Genomic DNA, 23,085 nt, shown 5'->3' with positions numbered 1-23,085 from the left:
TCCTCTTAATTAATCTGTGGCAGATTTTGTAGTATTCGAAATATTAGAACTTAAACGATCGAGGGCTTTGACAAGGTCCTCTTCCAGAATGGGTTTAACCAGATACTCCGAAGCCCCAAGGTTGAAACCTTTCTCCAAGTCTTCGATGATACTGCACAAAATAACCGGAATGTGACGCGTATCAGGGTCATTTTTTAAAATATCCAAAACTTTCCAGCCGTCTATACCGGGCATCATAACATCCAGCGTCACCGCAAAAGGTCTTAATTGTTTTACTCGTTCCAATGCCAGCGCAGGGTTGGTCAGAGGAACTACCTGATAGCCTTGAGGCTGTAGGTAGCGCTCATAGAGTCCAACAACCTGTGTATCATCATCAATCGATAGAATTATTTTTTTTCCGATGGGTCTTGTTATACTCTCCAGGCTGCGGAAGAGCGGGAGGGTAAAGTGGAAGGTGCTTCCCTGACCAACTTCGCTTTCGACCCAAATCTGCCCACCATGCATGTTGATCAATTGCTGACAGATGGAAAGCCCGAGTCCGGTTCCGCCGGTCTTGCGTGTCGGCGAATCATCCACTTGTGAGAACGCCTGGAAGAGTTTTTCCTGATCCAACTTCGAGATTCCAGGCCCGGTATCTGTGACACTGATTTTTACCTGGCTGTGCCCGCCTGGGCCGCGATATCGCCCGACTTCCACAATGATATCGCCTTCATCCGTGAATTTGGATGCATTCGAGAGCAGATTGATAAGTACCTGGCGGATGCGAATCGCGTCCGCCCGCACCATTGGCAGGTTCGGTTCGATGATCCGTTTCATTTCTATTGGTCTGCCTTTGATCAATCCGCTCATTGTCGAGAATACACTGCTGACGACGTCTGATATATTCACTTCATCGAAGGCCAGTTCCATCTTGCCGGCTTCTATCTTTGCCAGATCAAGAATGTCGTTGATCAAACCCAGTAGATGTTGACCAGAGTTGTAAATGGCGGTGAGATCCTGCTGCTGTAGTTCGGTCACCGGACCATCAATCCCTTTGATGATCACGCGTGAAAAACCAATGATCGAATTTAGCGGGGTGCGTAGTTCATGACTCATGTTCGCGAGGAACTGACTCTTAAGGCGGTCGATCTCACGCATTTCCATCACAGCTTGTTGCGAGAGTTCAAAAGAACGGGCATTATCAATAGCGACTGCCACCTGGTCAGCAAGCGTTTGCAAGACCGCGATTTCATCGTCTGTGAAGATGTTTGATTTTTTAGACTGAACATCAAGCGCGCCGATAACTCTGGTGCCGATCTTTAATGGAATGGCAGCTTCCGCTTGTGTGTCGGGTAGCAGCGGATTGTATTTGTGGAGTTTGTCCAGCAAAACATCGTTTACCACAACTGCCTGCCCTTCCAGCGCCACCTTGCCGACAATGGATTTTAAATTTACCGGCAGAGTGTGCTTTCTTTTTTTCATTTCAGCGCCGGCTGACCCGGTTGCTTCGCGCAATACAGCATTAAAGCCGGTTTCTTCAACAATAAAAATTGCAGCATGGTAAAAGTTGAATTTTTCATAGACGAGATTCACCGTTCTGGTGAAAATTGTGTTTAGGTCAAGGGTAGAGGTTACAAGGCGGCCAATTTCTGCTGATGCGGATAGATATGTATTTCGCCTTTGTAGTTCCTCTTCCACCTTTTTCCTGTCGGATATATCATGATGAACAGCGAGAAATCCGAGGATCTCACCGTTCTCGTCGAGGATCGGGCTGTTTGTCCCCGCAACGTGGATCAGCCTGCCGTCTTTGGTCATGTTGATCAATTCGCCAGTAATTGTTTGCTTTGATAATAAAGTTCCCCAAAAATATTTGTATTCTTCCTGTTTTATCAAGCCCGATTTGATGATGCGCGGAGTCAGACCAATTACTTCACTTGGTTTATGCCCATAAACCGTCTCGAATGCTGAATTTGCAAATACGATTTTTCCGCTGGTATCCGTCATAAAAACTGCATCGCCGGATGTTTCAATTCCCAACTTGAATCTTGTCAGGTCTGTTTCTGCGCGCAAGCGTCCGATCGCGGCTGAAATTGGAGCCAGGGAAGACTCTAACAAGTAAAGTTGATTTTGGTCGAGGAAGGCATCTTTTTCCACCATGTCCACTCCCAAAGTTCCAACCACTTCATCGTTAATAAAGATGGGAAATATGGCGGTGTAGTTGATGCCAAGCCGGCGGGCTTCCGTCCGCGCAATGAGTGGATTATTGGTATTGTTCGAAGCGTCTTCCAAAATATACGGCTTGCGGGTTGCTATCAATGTTTGCGTGGCAAGGTTTCCTTCCAGAGGGATCTTGAATCCCACTGCGCTGACGGGGTTGCTCATTTTGGAGTGGTCGGCGACCACAGTGAAACCCTGTTTGTCATCATCCAATAATGTGATCGCTCCGCGGGCAACCGGGAAGGCTTCTACAATTTCACGAACTACGCTTCGCAGCGCCTCAACTAAATTGGTTGAGGCAGTTAACGTGCTGACCACGCGATTGATCAAGGCAAGTTCGTTGGCGCGTTCTTTTGATTCTTGAAAAAGGCGGGCGTTTTCAAGCGCAAGTGAAAGCTGGTCTATTACCTGATTGATAAGCAGTTCTTCTTCAGTGGTCCATTTGCGCACCTTGGTGTCATCCATTACACGCAAGGTTGACCAATCTTGAACCCCGGTTTGAATGTTTACAGAATAGGAAGAAGAATTCGCGGAGTTTAAGCCTTTATTTGTGATGGCTGGCGTCGTGCGAAGCGGTTTGGGCGCGGGAACAGATTCAGAGTTTTGATGAACAGGCTTAGTGGCAGAAAGTGCTGCGTCTTTTTCAACAGTGGAAATGCTTTGTGGCTTGTCAGCATGTCCTTCTGGATGAATATCCTGGAAGAGCTTTTCAAGCCGCTTGTCTATTTTGGGTTTCTTTGGCATATTCCAATAGCTCCTGGGCAAGGACACGGTATTGTATCGAGCTGCGCGCGCCTGGTTTGTAATGCGTGATCGGCATTCCGACAATTGGGCTTTCGCGCAGTTTCGTGTCTATTTCTATGACCGTGTTAAAGACGCCTTCGCCAAATGTTGTGCGAAGCTGCTCATTAATATTGCGGTGCGTACGATTCCGCTTATCCAACATTGTAACGAGAATTCGATATGCCAGTTTGGAGTTGTCTTCTTCTCGAATTCGGCGGACGAGCGTCATCATATTTCGCAGGGCATATGCGGAAAAATATTCCGCCTGCGTAGGGATGAGCAGAAGGTCCGCTGCGGCGATGGCGTTTTGGGTAATGACACCCAGCGCCGGTGGACAATCAAGGATAATGAAGTCATACGGCAGGTTTGCGTTTGCAATGGCGCGCTGCAGGATGGTGGTGTGATGTGTGCGCATCGGAAGGAATTGTTCCGATGTTTCGATGCGCGAACTGGATGGAATGAGATCAAGGTTTTCAACATCCGTTTTTGTGCAGATACTCTGGATGGATGCATTATCAAGCATCAGGTCAGCCGATGTGAGCTTGGCTTCACCCGGCTCAAAACCGAGAGACAAGGTCAGGTTGGATTGCGCGTCCAGATCGATCACCAAAATTTTTTGTCCGAGATCTGCAAGTGATGCGCCGAGGGATAATGTGCTGGTGGTTTTTGCGACACCACCTTTTTCGTTTGAAATAGCGATTGTAATTGTCATGGTTATCCTGTTAAGATTTTTTTATTTATCTGGCGAAAGCGTGTTCTTTTGCGGAATGATCTCAACCCGTGTCGCGCCCAGAACCCGCTGAAGTTCGGTCATGGCGGTTTGAATCATTTCGTTCGGGTCATTGGTGCTGCGGATTTTGTTGGTGATATCTGAAACAATACGCTCGCGTGCAGCGCGAGTATTGGTCTCTTCGAATAGACGCGCGTTTTCAGCTGATAAGGCAACATGCTCAGCTACAGCTCTGATCAAATCGATTTGATCGCGACCCAGGCGTTCGCTTTTTGGAACCTGAACGGATAAAGTGCCGATAGGTTCACCGCGCAAAGTGATTGGGACGGAAAATTCACGTCTTTGCATATTTTGATCTTTGACAACTTTAATTTCATCAGACGGCTCTTTTTTGATCAATTCTACTGTACCGCTTGCAGTATAACGGTATCCCTTTAGTTTTAATTCCTTTGGCAACCGACTCCATGAGTCGCGCAGGTTTTGGCGGTACACCGCCTCAGACTCGGTTAACGCTTTTTGCGTTTGATCAAATAAACGGGCATTTTGGATCGCGAGACTGATCTGGTCTGCTAGTGTGGATAAAACCTCGATATCTTCATTGGTAAATGCGTTTCTTTCCTTACTTTGCACATCCAGCGCGCCGATCACAGTGCCGGCTATCCTTAACGGGAGCGCCATTTCAGAATGGGTATCAGGCAGATCGGGATTATTGAAGTAGGCGCTATCCATACCCACGTCAAGCGCAATGCGCGCTTCGCCGCTGTCTGTCACATAACCGACGATGCCTTGTTCGCCTACTTTGAGTTGATGTCTGCGCGCAAGCATTCTCTTTCCACCCGGACTGTTTGCAGCCACAAGCGCCGCGTATTTGTTGCTGGCATCATTAAGAAAAATGCCAACGTGATAAAAACCGAATTGCTCACTTACCGCTTCCGAAATGCGTGGTAATAATTCAGCCAGGTTTTGAGCAGAGTTGATCGTGCGTGAAATACGGGTGATGGTCTCGAATTGCCTGGCACGCCTTTTACTGAGAATGCTCGTCTTTTCCAGTTCAATTGTACGCTCGTCAATACGCTTTTCCAGAGTTTGGGTCAGTTCCTGCAGTTTCTGGTTGCTATCCGTCAATTTACTTTCGCTTTGGCGCAAGCGGGTTAAGGTTGAATAAATACTGTTTGTCGCAAGGCTGAAAACAATCGCAATCAATAAATAGCCGATGAAAGTTGTAACGCCATCCACAATGGGTGTAGGCGCGGGACTGGGAGTCTGAACCTCAATGATTTGATTGTTAATCAGGAAGAGAACGATGATGTGTTTTAATCCATATAAAATGGCGGTGATAAACGATCCGCGCGGACCAAGTAATAATCCGCCGGCTATGATGACCGCTCCGGAGAGGATGCTGACCGGACGGGTCTCGCCTTTTGAAAATATCTCAACAATGGTGGATAGTACCAGGAAGGAGGCTATCAAAGCCATACTGACCGGGCGAATGTGGCCTCTTTTTGCAAATGCAATCAATATGGTTGCCGTGATGGCAACAAGGAGTGCCAAAGGCAGGAAGAATTGCCCACTCGCCGGGCTCAATATTTGTATAAATAATACAGTAGGCGGCAGAATATATGTGGACGTCAATATTCGAAATAACACACCTGCAATGCGTGTTTTTTCCTCATCCTCGAAAGCCGGTGGGGTGAAAAATTTCCTGATCGCGTTTAACATTGCCGTCCTATCGGTCTGCTACTCATCATCTTTCTCAAATTCAATCATAACCTCTGAGCCGGGCATGGCGCGTCCCAATTCTTCCACTGCTGTTTGCAGAACGTTCTTTAGATTAATGGACGCGCCGATTTTTCCGGTAACTTCACCAATCGTTTGTTCTTTGACTAACTGCCTTTGCGAATCCTGGATCAGGCGCGCGTTCTCAAGAGCCAGAGAAAGACGTTCAGAGATTGCTTCTACAAGGTTAATCTCATCGTTTGTCCACAGGCGGCCCGCTGTGGGTGCCTTGATATTCAATGCGCCGATTACCTGTTCCCTTAATTTGATCGGAACAACGATCAAGGACTCCTGTTTTGATTGTCCAGCCTGATGGATCAGGCTGCTGCCACGGTTCATCGCCTGACGTATCTCATCTGTGTCAATGGGCGATGTTACTTTTCTTCCGCCCGCGAGGCTTTGTTGATATCCAATTGACGATTCGTCGCGGCTGAAGGTCAGCCAGCTTTCCTGTATGTTTTTGCGATAAAGCGCTTGTGATTCCAATAGTGCCTGCTGTGTTTGCTCAAATAAGCGGGCATTTTCAATTGCAATGGCGATCTGGTCCGCAAGGATGCTGAGTGTATTCGCATTATTGTCATCAAACGCGCCAGGTTTTTCGCTTTGTACGTCAAGCACTCCAACAATTTGATCACGGATTTTAAGAGGCAGCGCCATTTCGGAGCGGGTGTTTGGCATGTCAGGATTGTTGAAATAGACAGCATCCTGCCCGACTTCCAATGCGATGCGCGGGATTCCAAATTTAGCGACATGCCCAACAATGCCGGTCTCTCCGACCACGAGCTTGTGTCCGCGCGCGAGCATGTTTTTTCCGCCCTGACTATTGGCGGCTTGCAGCACCGCAAATTGTTTTGTCTCATTGATCAGGAAAATTCCCGTGTGGTAGAAACCGAAACTCTCGCTCACAAGTCTTGTAATGAGCGGGAGGAGTATTTCAAGTTTTTGCTCACTGGTGATTACCCTTGATATTTCACTGATCGCCTGCAGTTCGTTGGCTCGTTTTTCACTTTGTTCACGTGCGACTTCAATGCTGGCTGTGCGTTCTGCAACGCGTAACTCCAGGTTATTGACTGTTTGAGACAACTCGTCTGTCATGCGGTTGAAGGCTGTTGACAGAATGCCGATCTCGTCCTCGGTATTTGTTTTTGCGCGGGCAGTCAGGTCTCCTGCTGAAATTTTCTCAGCCACATTGGCAAGCGAGATCAATGGGGAAGCAAGGAATTTCGAAGCAAAAAAACCAGAGCCGATGCTGAAAAAAACCAATCCTATGGAAATTAAAATATTCGTTCTGTTTTGTTCTGCGATCGGATCTAAATATATCTTTGTGGATTGACGAACAATTGCGACCCATGGCTGTGTCTCGAGAAATTGACCTGTATTTATGGTGTTTGATTGTAGTGAATTCGAATAGGCTTCAAAAAAAGGTTGTTGTTGTAAATTATCCACACCTGCGACGATCAGATCATTTATACCTGCCAAGGCAGCTTCTCTTTGACCGCGGGGCAGGCGGTTTTCCAGTTGCATTACGCTAAATTCCAAATCATTAAAATTGTAAAATGATTTCAATAATTCATCACGGTCGCCAGTGTAGCCTATCCGTAAGTAGGTTCTTGTATCTGCCAGCAAAATGATAGTACCTGTATTTCCGGTATCTATGGATCGAATAATGGATTGTATAACTGTCGCGTAATATTCGATCCGCAAAACGCCGGTGATTGTCCCGCTTTTCCCGGTGATCGGAGAGCTAAAGTAAATAAAGGAATCATCGTCGTGGAAAACAATATTCGATGCGTATGGCAGCCCAGTCTGAAGCGGACGTTTAAAGTAAGACTGATTCCCCTCGTTCTGTCCTATATGATCCTCGAATGTATCAAGAATATTTTTTCCGTTTTCGTCAAGCACAGCGATCGAATGAATGAAGACTGGGTTTTTACGGGTTAGTGATAACAGCGCCAGCCGTGCGTTATTTTCTTCCCCGCTATTTGTACGCGAGTCTGAAGGCAGATCTAAATAGGAGGTCAGTGCCAGTTGTCTCGAATCTGAACGTATACCTTCAATTTGAAAGGAAATAAAGCTGTCAATTGAATTAGCAATGGTTCTTGCAAGCGTGGTTAATTGGGCCTTCCCCTGGCTTTGCAGGTTTTGAGAAGCTGAAATGCTATTAAAGAGTCCCAGTGCCACCAGTGGAATAATGGTTACAAGAAAAAAACCGATAATGATCTTTGTTTGCAGTGTATAGGAGTTAAAACGCCGCAATATAAAGAAAGTATAGAAGAGCGAGGCCGCTGCGGCGATCAAATTTGTTGCGTTGGAATTAGTGGGTAATCCGAAGTCGGGTAAATATTGGTCTGTGACCGTAATAATGACCGCAATGATAAAAGCGCCAATGATCACACGCGAAGCCCATTTAGTATCCAGGGTAGCAGATGAAATTCCCGCCACAACGATCGCGACCATTATTCCAAGCGCAAGACCTTGTCCATGGACTACAAATGGAACGGTAAGCGCCAGCGCAAATATCGTGCCAATTAAGATTGACATTCCCTGGTTTTGACGACCCCGGCGGCTTTGATATGCACTTGCAAATCCCGCAATCGCTACAAGTCCAGTTATCCCAAAACCAAACAGCCCTCCGAAGCCGTTCTCGGAATATCCAACGTATCCGGCGATCAGGGCTACGACCACGAATAAAACCCCTGTGACCAAGCTGATCGTCAAGGCATTTTTTCGACGGCGTTCGTCCGGCGAACTAGATTGGATGGGCGGTTTATTCATAATAATTCTCTTGTGTAGTTAAGGCAGAAAAGCAGGGTCAATTAATTCCAGTGGGTCTAGCTGCTGAGCCAAAACCCCAATTGAAATCAAATATTCTGATGTGCGCCGTGTAACCGCGTAGATCGAATTTTCATCCTGTATATTGAACAGCGCTTTGTTTTCCTCCAAAGAAAATATCTTTAGATTTTCATCCGGCAGGATCTTTAAATTAAGGTATTGGGTCGCGATGGCTTGAGTTTCCTGCGGGTTTCTAAGGCGATATTCCACAGCTTCGAACCAGGCTTTCAGGAAAGCCCGGATGTCTTCGGGCCTGTCATCCACGATCGACGCGCTGAAGACAATCATATATGGGAAGAGCCGTGTTTTTTCATTCGGGTATATTATTTTATTCCCATTTAAAAGAGATTGAGATAAATAGGGTTCCCTTGTATAAACTGCCTGAACCTGGCCATTTTTTAGGGCATTGAATGCGTTTTCTGGCTTGATGTTTGCGAGATTAATATCACCTGGGTTCATTTTTGCACTTTGTAACATGTTTGCGATAGCGATCTCATATTGAGAACCAAGCAGAACCCCAACGGTTTTTCCTTTTAGATCTTCTATACTGTTTATGTCAGGTCTGGTAATGATGGCGTCTGCGCCGCCGTCATCAGATACGCCGACCACTTTCATGTGAGAGTTTCGATTTATGTTGATCGTATCTCCCGCCGCGATGAGAGCGCCATCAATTTGTCCGGACGCAAGATTTGAATATGTTTTGGAAAAAAACTCGTAATAAACCGGTTCAACTTCCACACCATATTTTTCGAACAGACCTTTCTCCTGGGCGACCAGAAGTGTATAGTCACCCCACCATTGTGTATATGCCACACGCAAAGGTGGGCGGGAAGGTTTTTCCGCCTTCAGATTCGCACATGCCCCAAGGCAAGGAATGATTGCTATGATAAGAGCGGTTTTCAAGAAAAGATTTCTATGCATTGTGGAGCCTGTATTTTATCCTGCCATGCCTAATTCTATGGATGCTGGTTCGATTTGGACGAGCACATCAGATCCGCCGAGTGCCCGGCTTAGTTCCTGGGCAGCCGTTTGTAAAATTGTTTCAAATCTTGTGGATGCGTTGATCCTGGAGGAGATATCGGTTGTGACTCTCTCTATATCTGCGCGATGCTGTGCGGTCTGGATTAAGAGGGCTGTTTCGATGGCGATCGAGAGACGTTCCGCTACTGATTCGGCAATATCAGCATCATCACTTGTTAATTCTTGATGTTGTTTGGTGTGTAGATTCATGATGCCGATGGTTCTCCCGCGCAACCGAATTGGAATTGCAAGATTTGAGTTTCCGTTTTCTTTATTTGATATGACCGGCCGCCCAAGTTTTACAGCCTCCTGAATATATTCACCAGTTAAAGGTTGTTCCAGACGGGAGACGGTTGATCCTTTTAATTGAAAACCCAGCCCCAATGATTTAGACTGCATCACCTCCCATGAATTGCGCGTAAAATCGCCGAACGTACTTTGCGATTCCGCCAGCGATTTATGGGCTTCTTCAAGAATAAGTGTGTTGTTGAGGGTAATTGCCACCTGATCAGCCAGGGTTGTTAATACTTCAACATCATCGTGACCAAAGGCGTTTGCCTCAGTACTTTGTACGTCCAAAGCGCCAATGATCTGCCCGGAATATCGAAGAGGCATCGTGATTTCGGAGCGGGTATTGGGAAGATTGGGATTGTCAAAGTACGCGGCATCACTTCCAACATCCAGCGCAATGCGCGTTCGTCCAGTAGCAGAAACCAATCCGACGATGCCGGTCTGCCCGACCTTTAGTTTATGACCTTTTTCCAGCATCTTTTGTCCGCCTTCACTATTTGATGCGCGCAGCACAGCGAATTCACGTTCTTTATCCAACAGGAAAATTCCGGTGTGATAGGTGTTGAATTGTTCACTGATCACCTGGGTGATACGCGGCATAAGCGTATCCAGATCCTGGATGGAAGAGATCGCTTTTACTACCTGTGAAATGGCCTCAAACTGACGCGCACGCCGTAAGTTGAATTGGTTCGCGGTATCTAGATCTGCGGTACGCTGGTTTACGCGTTCTTCAAGCGACTGTCGTAGTTCATTCAGTTCGCGATTTTCCGCCAATTGAATTTTTTCATTTATCTTCAGTCTGTTAATCGTTTCAGTAAGGCGATTGATCAACACCTGAATGACGCCAGCACAGCCAATAAGTACAATCACGATGATGATCGCATCGTCAACCCCAACTTTTGTAACGGCTCTTCCAGTCCGTAGATCCATTATTGCGATACCAAGGGCGGTAATGACTGCGATCGGTGCGACCAACCAGATGCCCAGACGGCCCAACAATAAAGCGGCGATCACAAAAACGAAGGGGAGACCAACGATGGATATGTCGCGCAACCCGTTCGTGCCGCTCGCAATGATCGCAATTGCTGCAATGAGCGCCAGCGGCACGATTAATTTGGCCATGCCTACTTTGCCGCGAACCGCCAAAAATAAAGAGATGATCTCGAGAATCAGGGTAATGCTTAATGTAATCAGAGCCGGTATATTCCGAGATTCGTTCCCGAAGAGACCAATCACCAGCGGCAGGAGAAAAATATTAATAACAATAACAAATATAAGAATGTTCCGTGTCATTTGAATGAATGACGGATTATTATCTTCTTCGTCTCTAAAATAATTCAGTAACCTGGAAAGCATATTCCGTCTCCTGGTATTTAGACCTTGGGTAAATCATCTGATGCGAATTGAACAATCACTTCCGCGCCTGGCAGTGTATTGCCCAATTCCTGAATTGTTGTTTGAACAATATTTTCAAGGTTAACCAAACCGCCAATCTTTGCAGAGATTTGACCGATCGTGCGCTCCTTTGTTGCGCGCTTTTGCGCTTCCTGAAGCAGGCGCGCACTTTCGATGGCAAGGGCTGTGCGTTCAGCTGTAGCTTGTGCGATGGCAATTTCATCCTCAGTCCAAACGCGACTCGAATCGGACGCGCTTATTTTGATAGCGCCAATCAGGGCTCCGCGCAGTATGAGGGGAACTGCCAGACTGTGACTTCGTAGCTTATCGTAGGGGCTTAATGTTCTAGCCTCTATGCCGTCAAAGTAATATCCTTCCACCGGATGCCTGTTCATGAACTGTTGCCATTGCTGTTCACCCATTTGTTTGGAAGAAGCCTCTGCCTGTCCAAGCGCTTCGCGTAATTGCTGGTATGAGCGGGCATTTTGAATGGCGATACTAACCTGGTCTGCCAGTGTGGAGAGGACGCTTATGTCTTCCTGTGAGAAGGCGTTTGTTTTTGTGCTTTGCACGTCCAATGCGCCAAATAGGTCAGTGCCAATGCGCAGGGGGAGGGCGATCTCGGAATGTGTTTCAGGGAGGTCGGGATTATCGAAGAAAACAGCATCCTGTCCAACGTCCAATGCGACGCGCGGCTGCCCGTAATCAGTCACAAACCCAACAATCCCCGTCCCGCCCACTCGCATACGGTGATTTCGTTCAAGCATTCTTTTTCCCCCAGGGCTGTTTGAGGCGACAAGTACAGCAAATTCACTGCTGTTGTCCAATAGAAATATGCCGATGTGATAAAAACCGAATTGTGTTGAAATGGCTTCAGTGACCTGTGAAAGAAGTGTTTCCAGCGTTTGAGTAGAGCTGATGATACGGGCTACGCGCGCAACGGCTTCGAATTGCGCGGTACGACGCAAGTTTCCTTCGTTGGCCCTTTCTAGATCCTGTGTTCGATCTGATACGCGTTTTTCAAGATCGAGATTTAAAGTTTCCAACTGGTTGACCGCGTCGTTTGTCTTTGCCATCTGTTCATAAAGCGGGACGATGGCAAACCGATAGACAATCGGAGAAACGATCAATATCAGTATGGTTGCATCGAACAGGGTTCCTGTAACCGGCGGAAGTGGAGGCACCGTAAAAAACACGATCATGATGGCTAGCTCTACAAAAAAGATCGAGAGAATTAGTATGGCTAGCGCGCGGTTGGGCGAAGTATTCCGTTTATTTTTTTTCAGCATACCTTGCTCCTGATTTGGGAGATCACTCATTTTCGCCGCCTATCTCGACCATGATCTGGGTTCCGCTAATTTGAATGCCCAGCTCTCTAATGGCAGTTTTTAAAATCGTCTCAATTTCAGTCCCTGCACCGATCTTCGCAGAGATTTGACCAATTGCTTGTTCGCGCGCGGCTCGTCTTTGTGAATCTTCCAACAAGCGGGCGTTTTCCAATGTAAGCGCGGCGCGATTGGCGGCTGCCTGGGCGATGGCAATCTCCTCTTCGGTCCAGGCATGATACGGATCCTCCTGTTCCAATCCGATCACGCCGATGACCTGGTTAAGGAGCATTAACGGGATCATCAATGTGTTTTTCGTCCCGACGGCATTCTGACCAGTAATAATTGGTTTCCCATTTTCCAGTTCTTTTAGTAATTCGAACGGAAGATTTTGCGGTATGGATGTTACCTTTAATCCATCATATTGATAGGCGGGATTTTCTCTCAGGCTGATCGCAGATTGCCACGCCTGCTGTGTATGCATCTGGTTTGTCTTGGTGAGTTCGCTCAACGTCCCTGTAACTTGTTGAGCGAGTTGGGCATTTTCAATAGCCGCGGATAATTGATCGGCAAGGATCTGCAGGGTTTGAATGTCGCGTTCCCCAAATGCGTTAGGTATGACCGCCTGAATATCCAAAGCGCCAATCGTAAGGCTGTGACTCCGCAGAGGCAGCGTGATCTCTGAGCGTGTCTCCGGCAGATACGGATTCTCAAAATGGACAGCGTCTTTGCCAACGTCCAGTGCGATATAGGCCTGGCCGGTTCGGGTTACATTTCCAACCAGACCTGTTTGTCCAACTTTTAATTTGTAGTTGTTTTTTAGCATTTTTTCCGCAGCAATACTGCTGGCTGCCTGCAAGACAGCGTATTCATTGAGCTCATCTACAAGGAAGATACCGACATGGTAATATTTCAAACGTTCCTGAATTAAATTCACAGAAACATTGAGAAGCGTATCCATGTCACGGATAATGGCAATTTCACGCGCAACATCGGCAATTGTTTCCAACTGCAAGGTGTTTTTTTGCAAATCGACTGTGCGCTCCTGAATTCGCTGCTCCAATCCCTGTAATAAAGATTGAACTTGAGAGGTCATTGAGTTGAATGTAATAGCCAAGGTTCCAATTTCATCCGAAGTTTTTACCTGGGCACGAGCGCTGAAATCACCCTGGGAAATTAAATTGGCAACCTTTGCGAGCGCGGCAATGGGGTTTGTCAATGCTCTTGCGATCAAAGTGGCGATAACGGCTGCAATAATTGAAGTGGCAACCAATAAAATAATATTGGAATTGATCTGTTTTTGAACATCCGCTAGAAAAAGAGAGGTGGGGCGGCTGTATGCAACGGTCCAGGGTTGAGTTCTCAGGAACGCCACCGCGATGCTGTCATCTCCCGCTGTATTTGGTGAAATTTCGGTTTGGAAAAACGGTTGCTGTGCGGCATTGTCAAGCGCCAGGTCTAGATCAAGATAATTAGTGGCCTGTTCTTCGCGCGGAGTATTTAAAAAGCGTTTGGTGTCCACGGCCAGTAAATAATCGGGAAGTTCAAGCGGAATGATCGATTTCAAAACAAGGTCAGGGTTTTTGGTATCTGCCATGCGGATATTAAGTTGGTCCAGCAGCAAAACGGAAGCATCAGTAGTTTCCCCAACGCTTTCCGTGATTACCGCTTGTAAAACTGCAGAATTGTATTTTGCGCGCAAGACACCGATGAAGTCACCATTTTTATTTAATATCCTGGCTGCAAATTGGATGATGGTGGTTGTTTCATCGGAATAGGTTACGGCAGTGACTACTGGTCTCTCCGAAAACCGTACTTGTGAAAAATACACTTCCCCCGATTCGTCTGTGGAAATGCCGACCCCAGCACTGTCTAATAGGATTTTTCCATCAGAATCTATGAGGGCGTAGGAGATAAGGTTGACGGGATCTTTCCCGCTAATTTTTTCAAGAAGATCACGGGCTTTGGCTTGTTCAATATTTCCAGCCTGTTCAGATCGTGCCAGCGTGAGATATTCTGAAAAGTCGGAAAATTGGGATTCGATCTGGATTGAATTTAACGTTGATTGAATAAAGGTGTCAAGACTGTTGGCGGTTTGCTGCGCGCTTGATCTCAGGGAAACTTCAGCCCCTTTTGTGAGCGCCTGCTGTGTTTGGGTAATGTTGCGTGTTGAAACAATGATTAGCGGAGTCAAAGCGATGAATAGCATTGAAAACACCAGCCGTGTTTGCAGAGAGATATTTCTGATCCGATTGCCCAAAAAAAATTGAGCCTGTTTTGATTCGCTTTGACTCATATCAACCTTTAGTTATGTTTGTCGCAGTTTTTTTACTATCATTTGCGGCATCACCTTGAATCGGTGCGCCGAGCTGAATAAATGAGCGTGTCGCGCCTAGTGCCTGTCCAAGTTCTTGGACAGTGATTTGCATGATGTGCTTGAAATCTGAGGAAGCGCTGATCTGAGTCGTGATATGCGCAATGGTTTCTTCCTGATCTGCACGGCGGACCGTTTCTTCAAAAAGGCGCGCATTTTCCAAGGCCAAGGCTGCCCTGTCTGAGATGGATTGAACAACCATGACTTCATCCTCCGTCCATCTTCTTTTATCATCTGCTGCTTGGATATGAATAACACCGATGACTTGTTCTCGAAACTTAACGGGAACTGCCAAAGCGGCAGGATTGCCTGCTGAAGGATGGGCTTGAACGGAGGTTTCACCAGTGGCGATGGTTTTTTCAAAAATTGTACTATCTGTAATCTGCGAATCCGAAATCGTTCCGTCTGGAAGATATGCGTATCCCCTTTGTTTTTGATTGCGGATTATGCGATTAGAAGATGTGTTTGTTTTTTGATTTGGCAGGGAAAACTCTGAACGCTGACTGGTCAGCATATTATCGATCAAAACTGCGATCTGATTGGCAAGCGTGCTTAAGAGATTTGCATCATCATCTCTGAAAGCCGAGGACAGGGTGCTTTGCATATCGAGCACGCCAATTACGTTTGCGCCGTATTTAAGGGGCAATGCCATTTCAGACTTGGTTTCTGGAAGATTAGGATTGTTGAAGAAAACCGCGTCAGAACCCGTGTCAAGCGCGATACGCGGACGTCCACTTTGCGAAACATATCCAACGATGCCTGTTCCGCCCATTTTGAGTTGATGGCGGCGCTCAAGCATTTTTTGCCCCCCCAAGCTGCTTGTGTTTGCCGCGCGTAGATGCGCGTACTCGCGATTCTCGTCAAGTAGGAAAATACCAACATGGTAAAACCCAAGTTTTTCGCTGATCGAATCTGCTATAAGTGTGAGCAATTCCTTTGGCCGCTTATCAATTCCGACCGAGATATCCCGGGACAACTCTGAAATGGTCTGCAAGCGCAGCGCCCGCGACTCGATCTGCTGGTTTGCATCACTTAGTTCGCGGGTCCGTTCTTCCACATGTTTTTCAAGATTTGTTTTTATTTCTTGCAATTCGGAATTTGTAGTGCGGATCTCAAGTAGGCGCAGATTTTCCAGGTTTGCGCGAAATACGAGAATGCCGTACAGAATTGCGCCGGTAAAGAAAATGATTCCCCCGATCTGAGACATATCGCTTATGGAGGCGGGGGTTTTTGAATACAGAGGGGCAAGTACTGCGGCAATTGTTGAATAGATCGCAAGAAATCCAAAGGTCCTTAAACTGGAAAGCGCACTTGCAACAATCAAGGCAATAGGAACGATTGTGTATATGGTCGTTGAAAACTCAGGCGCAATTCCAAGCAGCAATGCTAAAAAAGGTGTGGTTAGAAAGCCAAAAGAAAAGATAAATGTGCCAGTATTGGGGAATTTGGTTTTGCCTAAAATGTAGGAAGACAATGAAATTACAAGCATGTACTCGAAGATAAAAACTGATTCTGGGCGGGCAAGTAATCCAAGAGTGAATGCTGCTATCAGAACGAGAGTGATCACATTCAGCAATTGAACGCGCCTTATGTAACCCAATTCGTGTATGGATGGATGGGGCGCCATTAATTTCTGCCCCAACCGTTTTACGGAATCGGCAAGAGATCGTTGATTATTATCTAAAGGCTGTTGGGTCGTTGACATCTTTATTCTCTCGCCTTTTTATTATCATTGGAGTTGCTTGACTCTCCCATATTTTCCAATAATTGAAATGAGACAGAAGCATTTCCAATGGTCTGACCAAGCTCCAGAACTGTCTCGCGCATAATGGTTTCCGTGTTTGAGTAGGCACTGATTCGTGCGGAAATATCCGAAACCAGCGATTCGCGTGCGGCCCGCTGCTGGGATTCTTTGTATAGACGCGCGCTTTCCAAGGCTCCACTTAATTGTTCTGATAATGCGATCGCAAGATTGATTTCTTCCTGTGTCCATGCTTCTGAAATTTCATTTTTCTTTAACCGAATGGCGCCAATGATGAGTCCGCGTATTTTGACTGGCACTGTAACCGTTAAATTGTCGCTGCCAATTATGATATCGCCAGTTTCGACTGCCTTGGCAATGTTCGGCTCAAGTTTTTCGGCGTTAATTTGAACTGTGCCCGGTGATGTGGCAAGATAATCAATCCCCGCCTGATTTTGCAAAATTTTGCCCCATGCTTCACGACTGACATCGCCGAAGAGAACCTTCGAAGATTCCAAAGCCTTTTCGGTCTCACTGAATAAGTTCGCATTCTGAATGGCGATCGCAAGTTGTTCGGCCATGATCTGCAAAGTGGAGATATCCTCCTCTGTGAATGCCTGCGATTCGGTGCTTTGGACATCCAATGCGCCGAGAATTTGACCGCTTGCAACAAGCGGGAGTGCCATTTCGGAGCGGGTCAGCGGAAGGTCTGGATTGTCGAAGTAGGTTGCATCTTTTCCAACGTCCAGTGCGATGCGCGCTTTGACGGTTTCTGTCACATACCCAACAATGCCAGTTTCTCCTATTTTAAGTTTGTGGTTTTTTTCCAGCATGCGCTGTCCGCCAGCACTGTTTGCCGCGACTAAAACTGCGTATTCCTTGCGTTCATCCAGTAGAAAGATGCCAATGTGGTAATAACCAAAATTATCACGGATGAGGTGCGTCGTTTGTTGTAAAAGTTCAGAAAGATTGCGGTATGAAGTAATGTTCTTGCCGACATCTGCCGCCGCTCTTAATAAACGACTGCGGTGTTCGATCTCATTGGTCCGTTCTTTGACGCGTTCTTCAAGATTTGTCTGATATATTTTCAAATCGTGTTCGCGATTACTTAGCTCTTTATTGCTAGTTAGGAGCATATCCTGTTTGAAGCCGGCGTATCCGGCAAATAGACCGAGAAATAGAGGGGCGGTATCGATCAACCATAAGAGCGGTTCAGTACGCTGGATAATAATTACGGAAGAAATTTGTAACGGCAATTGAGAAAGCACTAATTTCAAAAAAGTTCCGGCGATGGGAAATAAGAATCCAAACGATGCGCCAATCAAGGCGTATCGCTGTGTCTCGCTGATTTTCATGCGGGTAGGGTTCTTCTCCAAAGCCATAGATCAATAAATTCCTTATTTCAAACGCAAAAAGTTCGCGTTTTTCCGAACAGCCCCGGATTCTGGTTGATGCGGTCCAATGTTAATTTCCGCTTCTTTTAGATCGAAGACCCTTCTTAGTTCGGTTGCAGCTGTGCGGATCACCGATTCTACATCAAGAGTTTCGCGAACCCGGGTTGAAATGTTTGCGATCATCTGGTCGCGCAAGGCACTTTTTTGAGCTTCCTCCACCAATCGGCTGTTTTCCAGAGCGAGCGCCACCTGGTCGGCAATTTTCTCAACTAATAAACGCTCACGATCAGACCATTCGGATATTCCACCTTTTCTCTTTAATTTGATCGTGCCGATTGTTTCGCCATACAAAACCAACGGTACGAGCATCCCCTCGATATTAACCTTGTCTTTGGAGAAAAGAGGTCGTACACCAGCGGGCGTATATTGATATGCTGGTTTTTGGCGGGTTGTGAGTTTTAACCAAGTTTTACGTGTCTGGAATGAGGTGTTAACTTCCAATTGATTTACAAGGTTCTTTGTTTCATTTAGCAATCGGGCATTATCAAAGGAAATCGCCGCCAAATCAGCGAGTGTTTGCAGTATTTCTGCATCCTGCGTGCCAAAAGCCTTTGGCTGATCTGAATGCAAGTCCAACACTCCGATCACGTTGCCCCGTACCGCGAGAGGGAGCATCATTCTTGACCGTGTAATTGGGAAGTTTGGATCGCGAATAAAATTTGGGTCTTCAATATCAGATGTGATCTCAGCCCTGTTCAGCTCGACGACTTTATTGAGGGCGTTCCGCCGGTCTGATTCGACGCGAAACCCCTGGCCAATAAGCTGCTTGCCGATTGTGGAGGAGGCTGCCTGCAAAAATGCAATTTTTTTCTGTTCATCTAAAATGTACAGTCCAACATGATAGTACTCAAATTTTTCAGAAATTTGATCTGTCACCGCCCCCAATAGCATGGAAACATCCTGAATCTCGGCAATGGTTCTGGCAACAGTGGTTGATGTGCGCAATTGATTGGTTTGCGCTTCCAACTCTTCGGTGCGCTCGCGTACCTTGTTTTCCAATTGGCTTCGTTCGGCAATCAGGGTCTGGAACATACTTTGAGTCTGACCTACAATACGCGCAAATTCGTTTTTAAATCGAGCAATTGCAATGACAAGGATCACACTAAGTACGGAAAAATTCACTGTATACGCGATCCAGTCCAATGGCGTGGTGGTTGGCACGCCTGGCGCACTAAAATGATACTTTCCCAGTTGCTGCATGATTCCTATTGTTGCGAACGTAAAAATGCTGATGAACACAGCAAGGATGTCAATACGTTGATCGAATAGCAAGCCGGATAAGATGATCAATGCAACAAAAAATACGTTGCCATCAAGCCACGGCCCCCACGCGAGAATGGCGTTTGTTCCTATTGCGTAGATCATCAATAACAATATAATGGCGCGAGCCGTATATGGGGCTGGGAAAATAGTTACCAGGAACAGAACAGAATACAGGCTGATAAATAAAACAAGATCGTTTGATGTTGCGTTTGGCAGTGAGAATGCCAACAGGCCGAGTCCCAACACACAGGCCAGGCGTAGAATGATTAAGATAAATCCATTGCGCCAGCTTTTGTAATCAAAAGCCATTGACTGATGGTCCTGCCGCTGATCAGCTGCGTAAGATCGCAAATCACTATTCATCTTCTGTCCCCATTGAAACTTCGATTACCACTTCCGAGGCTTCGAGTGAGCGCCCGAGTTCACGAACGGTGGTTTGCAGGATATTGTCCATATTTGTGGATGCCCAAATCTTGGTGATGAGTTCATTTGCCAGTTTCTCACGAGCCGCAATGGATTGACTTTCCTCCACAAGGCGGGCATTTTCCAACGCAAGCGATGCTTGCGTTGTGATGGATTCGATCAAGGTTTTCTGCTCCGGACTCCATTCTGCAGAATTCTCAAGATAGACCTGTCCGATAATTTGATCCCTCAATACAAGCGGAATTTTAATCTCCTTGTTGTCGTCCGAGTCATTATCTCCAAGGGCATAATCCAATCTGCGATGGTCTGTGAGGGATTGCCAGGCTCCCTGAAGATATTGCCGTTGAGTGGCGCGCATTTCAGAAAGGCTTTGTTGTCCGCGCAAAAACAAGCGGGAGTTTTCAAGTGCGATAGCTATTTCATTAGCCATGTTCTGGTATGCTTCAATGTCTTGCGGAGAGAACGCGTTTGCTTTAGTTGCGTGCATTTCCAAAGCGCCCAGGACTGTATCGCCGACGATTAGCGGCATCGCGATTTGGGAGCGGGAATAAGGCAGCAGGGGATTGTCAGGACGGGCGGCTTTTGTCCCGGCTTCCTGGACGATATAAGCCTGCTTTGTACGTATTGCAACGCTGACCGCAGATTTTCCGTCGACATCCAAGCGGTACTTGTTTTCGCGCAATATCCTTCCAGCTTCGCCAGTTGCCTCTTTCAAATCGGCCCAATGTTCGGAGAGATCAAGCAGGAAGAAGGCGGTGTAATAGCAGTCAAATTCGACTTCAATGAGATGGGCAGCTTGTTTGAGAAGTTCATCCGGGTCTAGAATGGCAGTAACTGCGCGTCCGATTTTATTTATTTTTCCAAGTTGAACGGTTCGTTCGAATACTTTATTCTCCAGGTTCGTGCGTTCGTTTTTAAGATCGTTCAAAGTTATATCAATTTGTTTTTGCGATTCGAGAAACTCCTGCTCTAAACGTTGAAAACCAATAATAATGACAAGTCCAAACATGGAGAGGACCACCCCCGCGCTTACCCAATCATCTATTTTGGACGGCAATACAGATTGGTTTAGTGGGGTCACCCGCCCGCTTAACATGAGCCATCCAAATACTGAAAAGGTTAAGATATTTAGAATAAGAGCCGCGATTCCAGCGCGCGGCGAAAGCAGCATGGTTGAAAAAATGATTAAGCCCAGGAAGAAGAATAAACCATCTCCTAAAATGCCGTATAAAATTAATTCACTGATTCCAAGTACATAAATGCTAAGCAGAAATACGCTCATTCGTACCGCATATGAAAAGCGCACGATAGTAACAATTCCCGTTAATACATAGACGGTTATAAAGACTGCGTCAACGACCGTGCTGGCTGAACCCCTTAGCGCGGGAATTAATGCAATGCTTCCCAGTATTAGTACGCCGACCAGTAAGGGGATCGCGAATCGCTCGCGCCAATTTCTGTAAAACAAGCGCGTCGTTTCGGCTGAGTTTTTAGAAAGACGGCTTTCCATCATTGCTTATCTTCCTGTTTGGCGTCGCTCAACGGGTTGATTTGGATCTTTGCGTAGCGCGCGCCGGTGACTCTTGTCAGCTCGCTTGCCGTGGTCATTAAAATCGATTGAATGTCCGTTGATCTCCGAATATTGCTGGTCACTTCGAAGATTACGCGTTCACGCTCCGCCTGTAAACGGATCTGTTCCAGCAAACGGGCGTTTGCAATGATGGCCGCCAGACTTCCTCAAGCGTACCAATCATTTCCTCGTCGTTCTCAGTATAGTCGTCAATTTGCTCGCTTTCCACGTTCAAGACGCCCAGCAGCTCGTTTCGATAGATCAGTGGAACAGCTAGTTCTGAGCGTGTATTTGGGCTGGTTTGAATATAACGCGGATCTTCGATCACGTTTGACAGGCGAAGAGATCGCCTGTGCGCGGCAACCCAACCGGTCACTCCGCTTCCAATGGGGATCTGTAGAGTCATAATATCTTCAGCATATCCCATGGATGCTTTTACTTCAAGCATCTTCTTTTCACGGTCCGTAAGGAGGATCATGACTCGGTCGCCTCCAAGCGTAACTTGCAATCCTTTCACTGCGCTTTCCAGCGCTTCTTCGAGTGTTGTGCCAGATGCGGCGGTTGTGGTGATATGGTGCAGGAGTCTGTGTTGAGATAGATGTTCCTGGGTCTCGGCAAAGAGTTCTGTATTCACCACTGCTATGGCAAGTTGATCTGCAAGGATCTGCAGGCTTCGTAAATTATCTTCAGAAAATGCGTAAGCTTTGATACTTTGAATGTCCAGCACCCCAAGAATACGCTCTCCCACCTTTAGCGGAATGGCGGCTTCGGCACGGGTATCCGGAAGAATCGGATTTGCGTAGTACGTGGCGTCTTTCGTCGTGTCGTTCACGATGAGCTGTTCGCCATTGCTGCTTACAAAGCCGACAATGGATTTTGAGCCGATCGCGATCTTATAGCCAGCGCGTTTCATTTGCGCCCCGGCCTCGCCACTCGCCTCGCGGATCATTGCGAATTCTCCTGACAGGTCGCGTAAAAAGATGGCTGCGTGATAGAACTCAAATCTTTCACGAATGAAGTTGACGGATTTTATCAATAGCTCATCCAGGTTTAGCGAACCGCTAATATCGCGCGCGATTTCTGCCGCAGTTTCCAGTTGCAACGCTTTCCGCTGGCTTTCATCCAGTAACCGAACATTATTGATCACCCCTGCCACTTGACCCGCAAGGGTGGTGAAAAATTTCAAGTTGGATTTATCAAAGGCATGCTCTTTTCATTGTCCTGGATGATCAATGCGCCGATGGGCTTGTTTTGAACGAACATGGGTGCGCCCATCCAGGACTGTGGGAGTTTGCCTGACACTTTGGCTCCTAGGTCAAGCGCTTTGCGTTCCACATCTTCCACGAGCATTAATGGCTGTTTTGTGTTTAGTAAGATCGAGGTCAAACCTTCTCCAAGTGGGAAGGATTCTATCGATGTGGTCTGACCATCTTCATAACTGAACGGGATGCTGATTGTGTTGCTTACTTCATCGTACAAAGCGACGATTAAGCTGAACTTGCCAATGATTTGATGGATCTTGGCAAGCAGTGCTTGAAAAAAACTTTGAAGGTCTGATGTTTCTGAAATTAATTCATTGATGGATGCCAGCGATTCCATTTCGCTAAGGTGCCGTTCTGTTTTTTGGATCGCGTCTGCTTTTTCGAGTGTGATCGAGATTAGGTCCGCCAGGTTTCCATATGGTTGTATGGAAGCGCTGGTGATCACCCGTTTTCTTGACCCAAGCATGATGATAGCCATCAAGGTATCATGTTTTCGGATCGGCAGGAATGCGATATGATCTAATTCCATTTTATTAAGAATGTTGGTGAATGGTCTCGGAATATTGAGCTGTCTTGTTTCAGTTATAACGGTACTGCGTGACAGGTAATCATTAATTTCATCAATATTCGCATTGATATACTTTGGCAAT

15 protein-coding genes are annotated in these 23,085 nt (G+C 46.6%); all 15 read right to left on the bottom strand.

Going from position 1 to position 23,085, the window contains the following annotated elements; all coding sequences use genetic code 11:
• Positions 1–9 precede the first annotated feature (9 nt).
• A complete protein-coding gene (locus IPL17_RS24235) occupies positions 10–2,940 on the bottom strand; it encodes a GAF domain-containing protein (RefSeq protein WP_345309663.1) in 2,931 nt (976 codons plus the stop codon).
• Positions 2,906–3,691 carry a ParA family protein gene (locus IPL17_RS24230; RefSeq protein WP_345309662.1) on the bottom strand — a complete coding sequence of 262 codons (786 nt, stop codon included), beginning with the start codon at positions 3,689–3,691 and terminating at the stop codon, positions 2,906–2,908. Before IPL17_RS24230 ends, IPL17_RS24235 begins: the two co-directional genes overlap by 35 nt.
• Positions 3,692–3,712: 21 nt before the next feature.
• The gene (locus tag IPL17_RS24225; protein WP_345309661.1) at positions 3,713–5,428 is read right to left on the bottom strand and encodes a GAF domain-containing protein; all 1,716 of its coding nucleotides are present in this window, start codon (positions 5,426–5,428) and stop codon (positions 3,713–3,715) included.
• A gap of 18 nt (positions 5,429–5,446) precedes the next feature.
• Positions 5,447–8,260: a GAF domain-containing protein gene (locus IPL17_RS24220; protein ID WP_345309660.1), complete on the bottom strand. Its 2,814-nt coding sequence runs from the start codon at positions 8,258–8,260 to the stop codon at positions 5,447–5,449.
• Between the two features lie 18 nt (positions 8,261–8,278).
• The gene (locus tag IPL17_RS24215; protein ID WP_345309659.1) at positions 8,279–9,238 is read right to left on the bottom strand and encodes an ABC transporter substrate-binding protein; all 960 of its coding nucleotides are present in this window, start codon (positions 9,236–9,238) and stop codon (positions 8,279–8,281) included.
• Positions 9,239–9,253: 15 nt separating this feature from the next.
• The gene (locus IPL17_RS24210; protein WP_345309658.1) at positions 9,254–10,984 is read right to left on the bottom strand and encodes a GAF domain-containing protein; all 1,731 of its coding nucleotides are present in this window, start codon (positions 10,982–10,984) and stop codon (positions 9,254–9,256) included.
• A 17-nt stretch (positions 10,985–11,001) separates the two neighbouring features.
• Positions 11,002–12,312 (bottom strand): GAF domain-containing protein, encoded by a 1,311-nt coding sequence (locus IPL17_RS24205; protein ID WP_345309657.1) that lies wholly within the window; start codon positions 12,310–12,312, stop codon positions 11,002–11,004.
• 22 nt (positions 12,313–12,334) lie between these two features.
• On the bottom strand, positions 12,335–14,557 hold the full coding sequence (locus IPL17_RS24200) for a GAF domain-containing protein (RefSeq protein WP_345309656.1): 2,223 nt from the start codon (positions 14,555–14,557) through the stop codon (positions 12,335–12,337).
• An 88-nt stretch (positions 14,558–14,645) separates the two neighbouring features.
• Positions 14,646–16,427, bottom strand: a complete 1,782-nt coding sequence (locus IPL17_RS24195) for a GAF domain-containing protein (RefSeq protein ID WP_345309655.1) — start codon at positions 16,425–16,427, stop codon at positions 14,646–14,648.
• Positions 16,428–16,429: 2 nt separating this feature from the next.
• The gene (locus tag IPL17_RS24190; RefSeq protein WP_345309654.1) at positions 16,430–17,818 is read right to left on the bottom strand and encodes a GAF domain-containing protein; all 1,389 of its coding nucleotides are present in this window, start codon (positions 17,816–17,818) and stop codon (positions 16,430–16,432) included.
• A gap of 42 nt (positions 17,819–17,860) precedes the next feature.
• The gene (locus tag IPL17_RS24185) at positions 17,861–19,489 is read right to left on the bottom strand and encodes a GAF domain-containing protein (protein WP_345309653.1); all 1,629 of its coding nucleotides are present in this window, start codon (positions 19,487–19,489) and stop codon (positions 17,861–17,863) included.
• Positions 19,490–19,535: 46 nt separating this feature from the next.
• The gene (locus IPL17_RS24180) at positions 19,536–21,116 is read right to left on the bottom strand and encodes a GAF domain-containing protein (protein ID WP_345309652.1); all 1,581 of its coding nucleotides are present in this window, start codon (positions 21,114–21,116) and stop codon (positions 19,536–19,538) included.
• Positions 21,113–21,307 (bottom strand): hypothetical protein, encoded by a 195-nt coding sequence (locus tag IPL17_RS24175; RefSeq protein ID WP_345309651.1) that lies wholly within the window; start codon positions 21,305–21,307, stop codon positions 21,113–21,115. The genes IPL17_RS24180 and IPL17_RS24175 overlap by 4 nt, the downstream gene beginning before the upstream one ends.
• Positions 21,265–22,359 (bottom strand): GAF domain-containing protein, encoded by a 1,095-nt coding sequence (locus IPL17_RS24170; protein WP_345309650.1) that lies wholly within the window; start codon positions 22,357–22,359, stop codon positions 21,265–21,267. The genes IPL17_RS24175 and IPL17_RS24170 overlap by 43 nt, the downstream gene beginning before the upstream one ends.
• A complete protein-coding gene (locus tag IPL17_RS24165) occupies positions 22,356–22,964 on the bottom strand; it encodes a GAF domain-containing protein (RefSeq protein ID WP_345309649.1) in 609 nt (202 codons plus the stop codon). Before IPL17_RS24165 ends, IPL17_RS24170 begins: the two co-directional genes overlap by 4 nt.
• Positions 22,965–23,085: the final 121 nt, after the last annotated feature.

It is taken from the genome of Candidatus Villigracilis saccharophilus, from assembly GCF_016711665.1.
The sequence above is the reverse complement of the archived record's forward strand: the minus strand, read 5'-3'. Positions and strand labels throughout refer to the sequence as shown.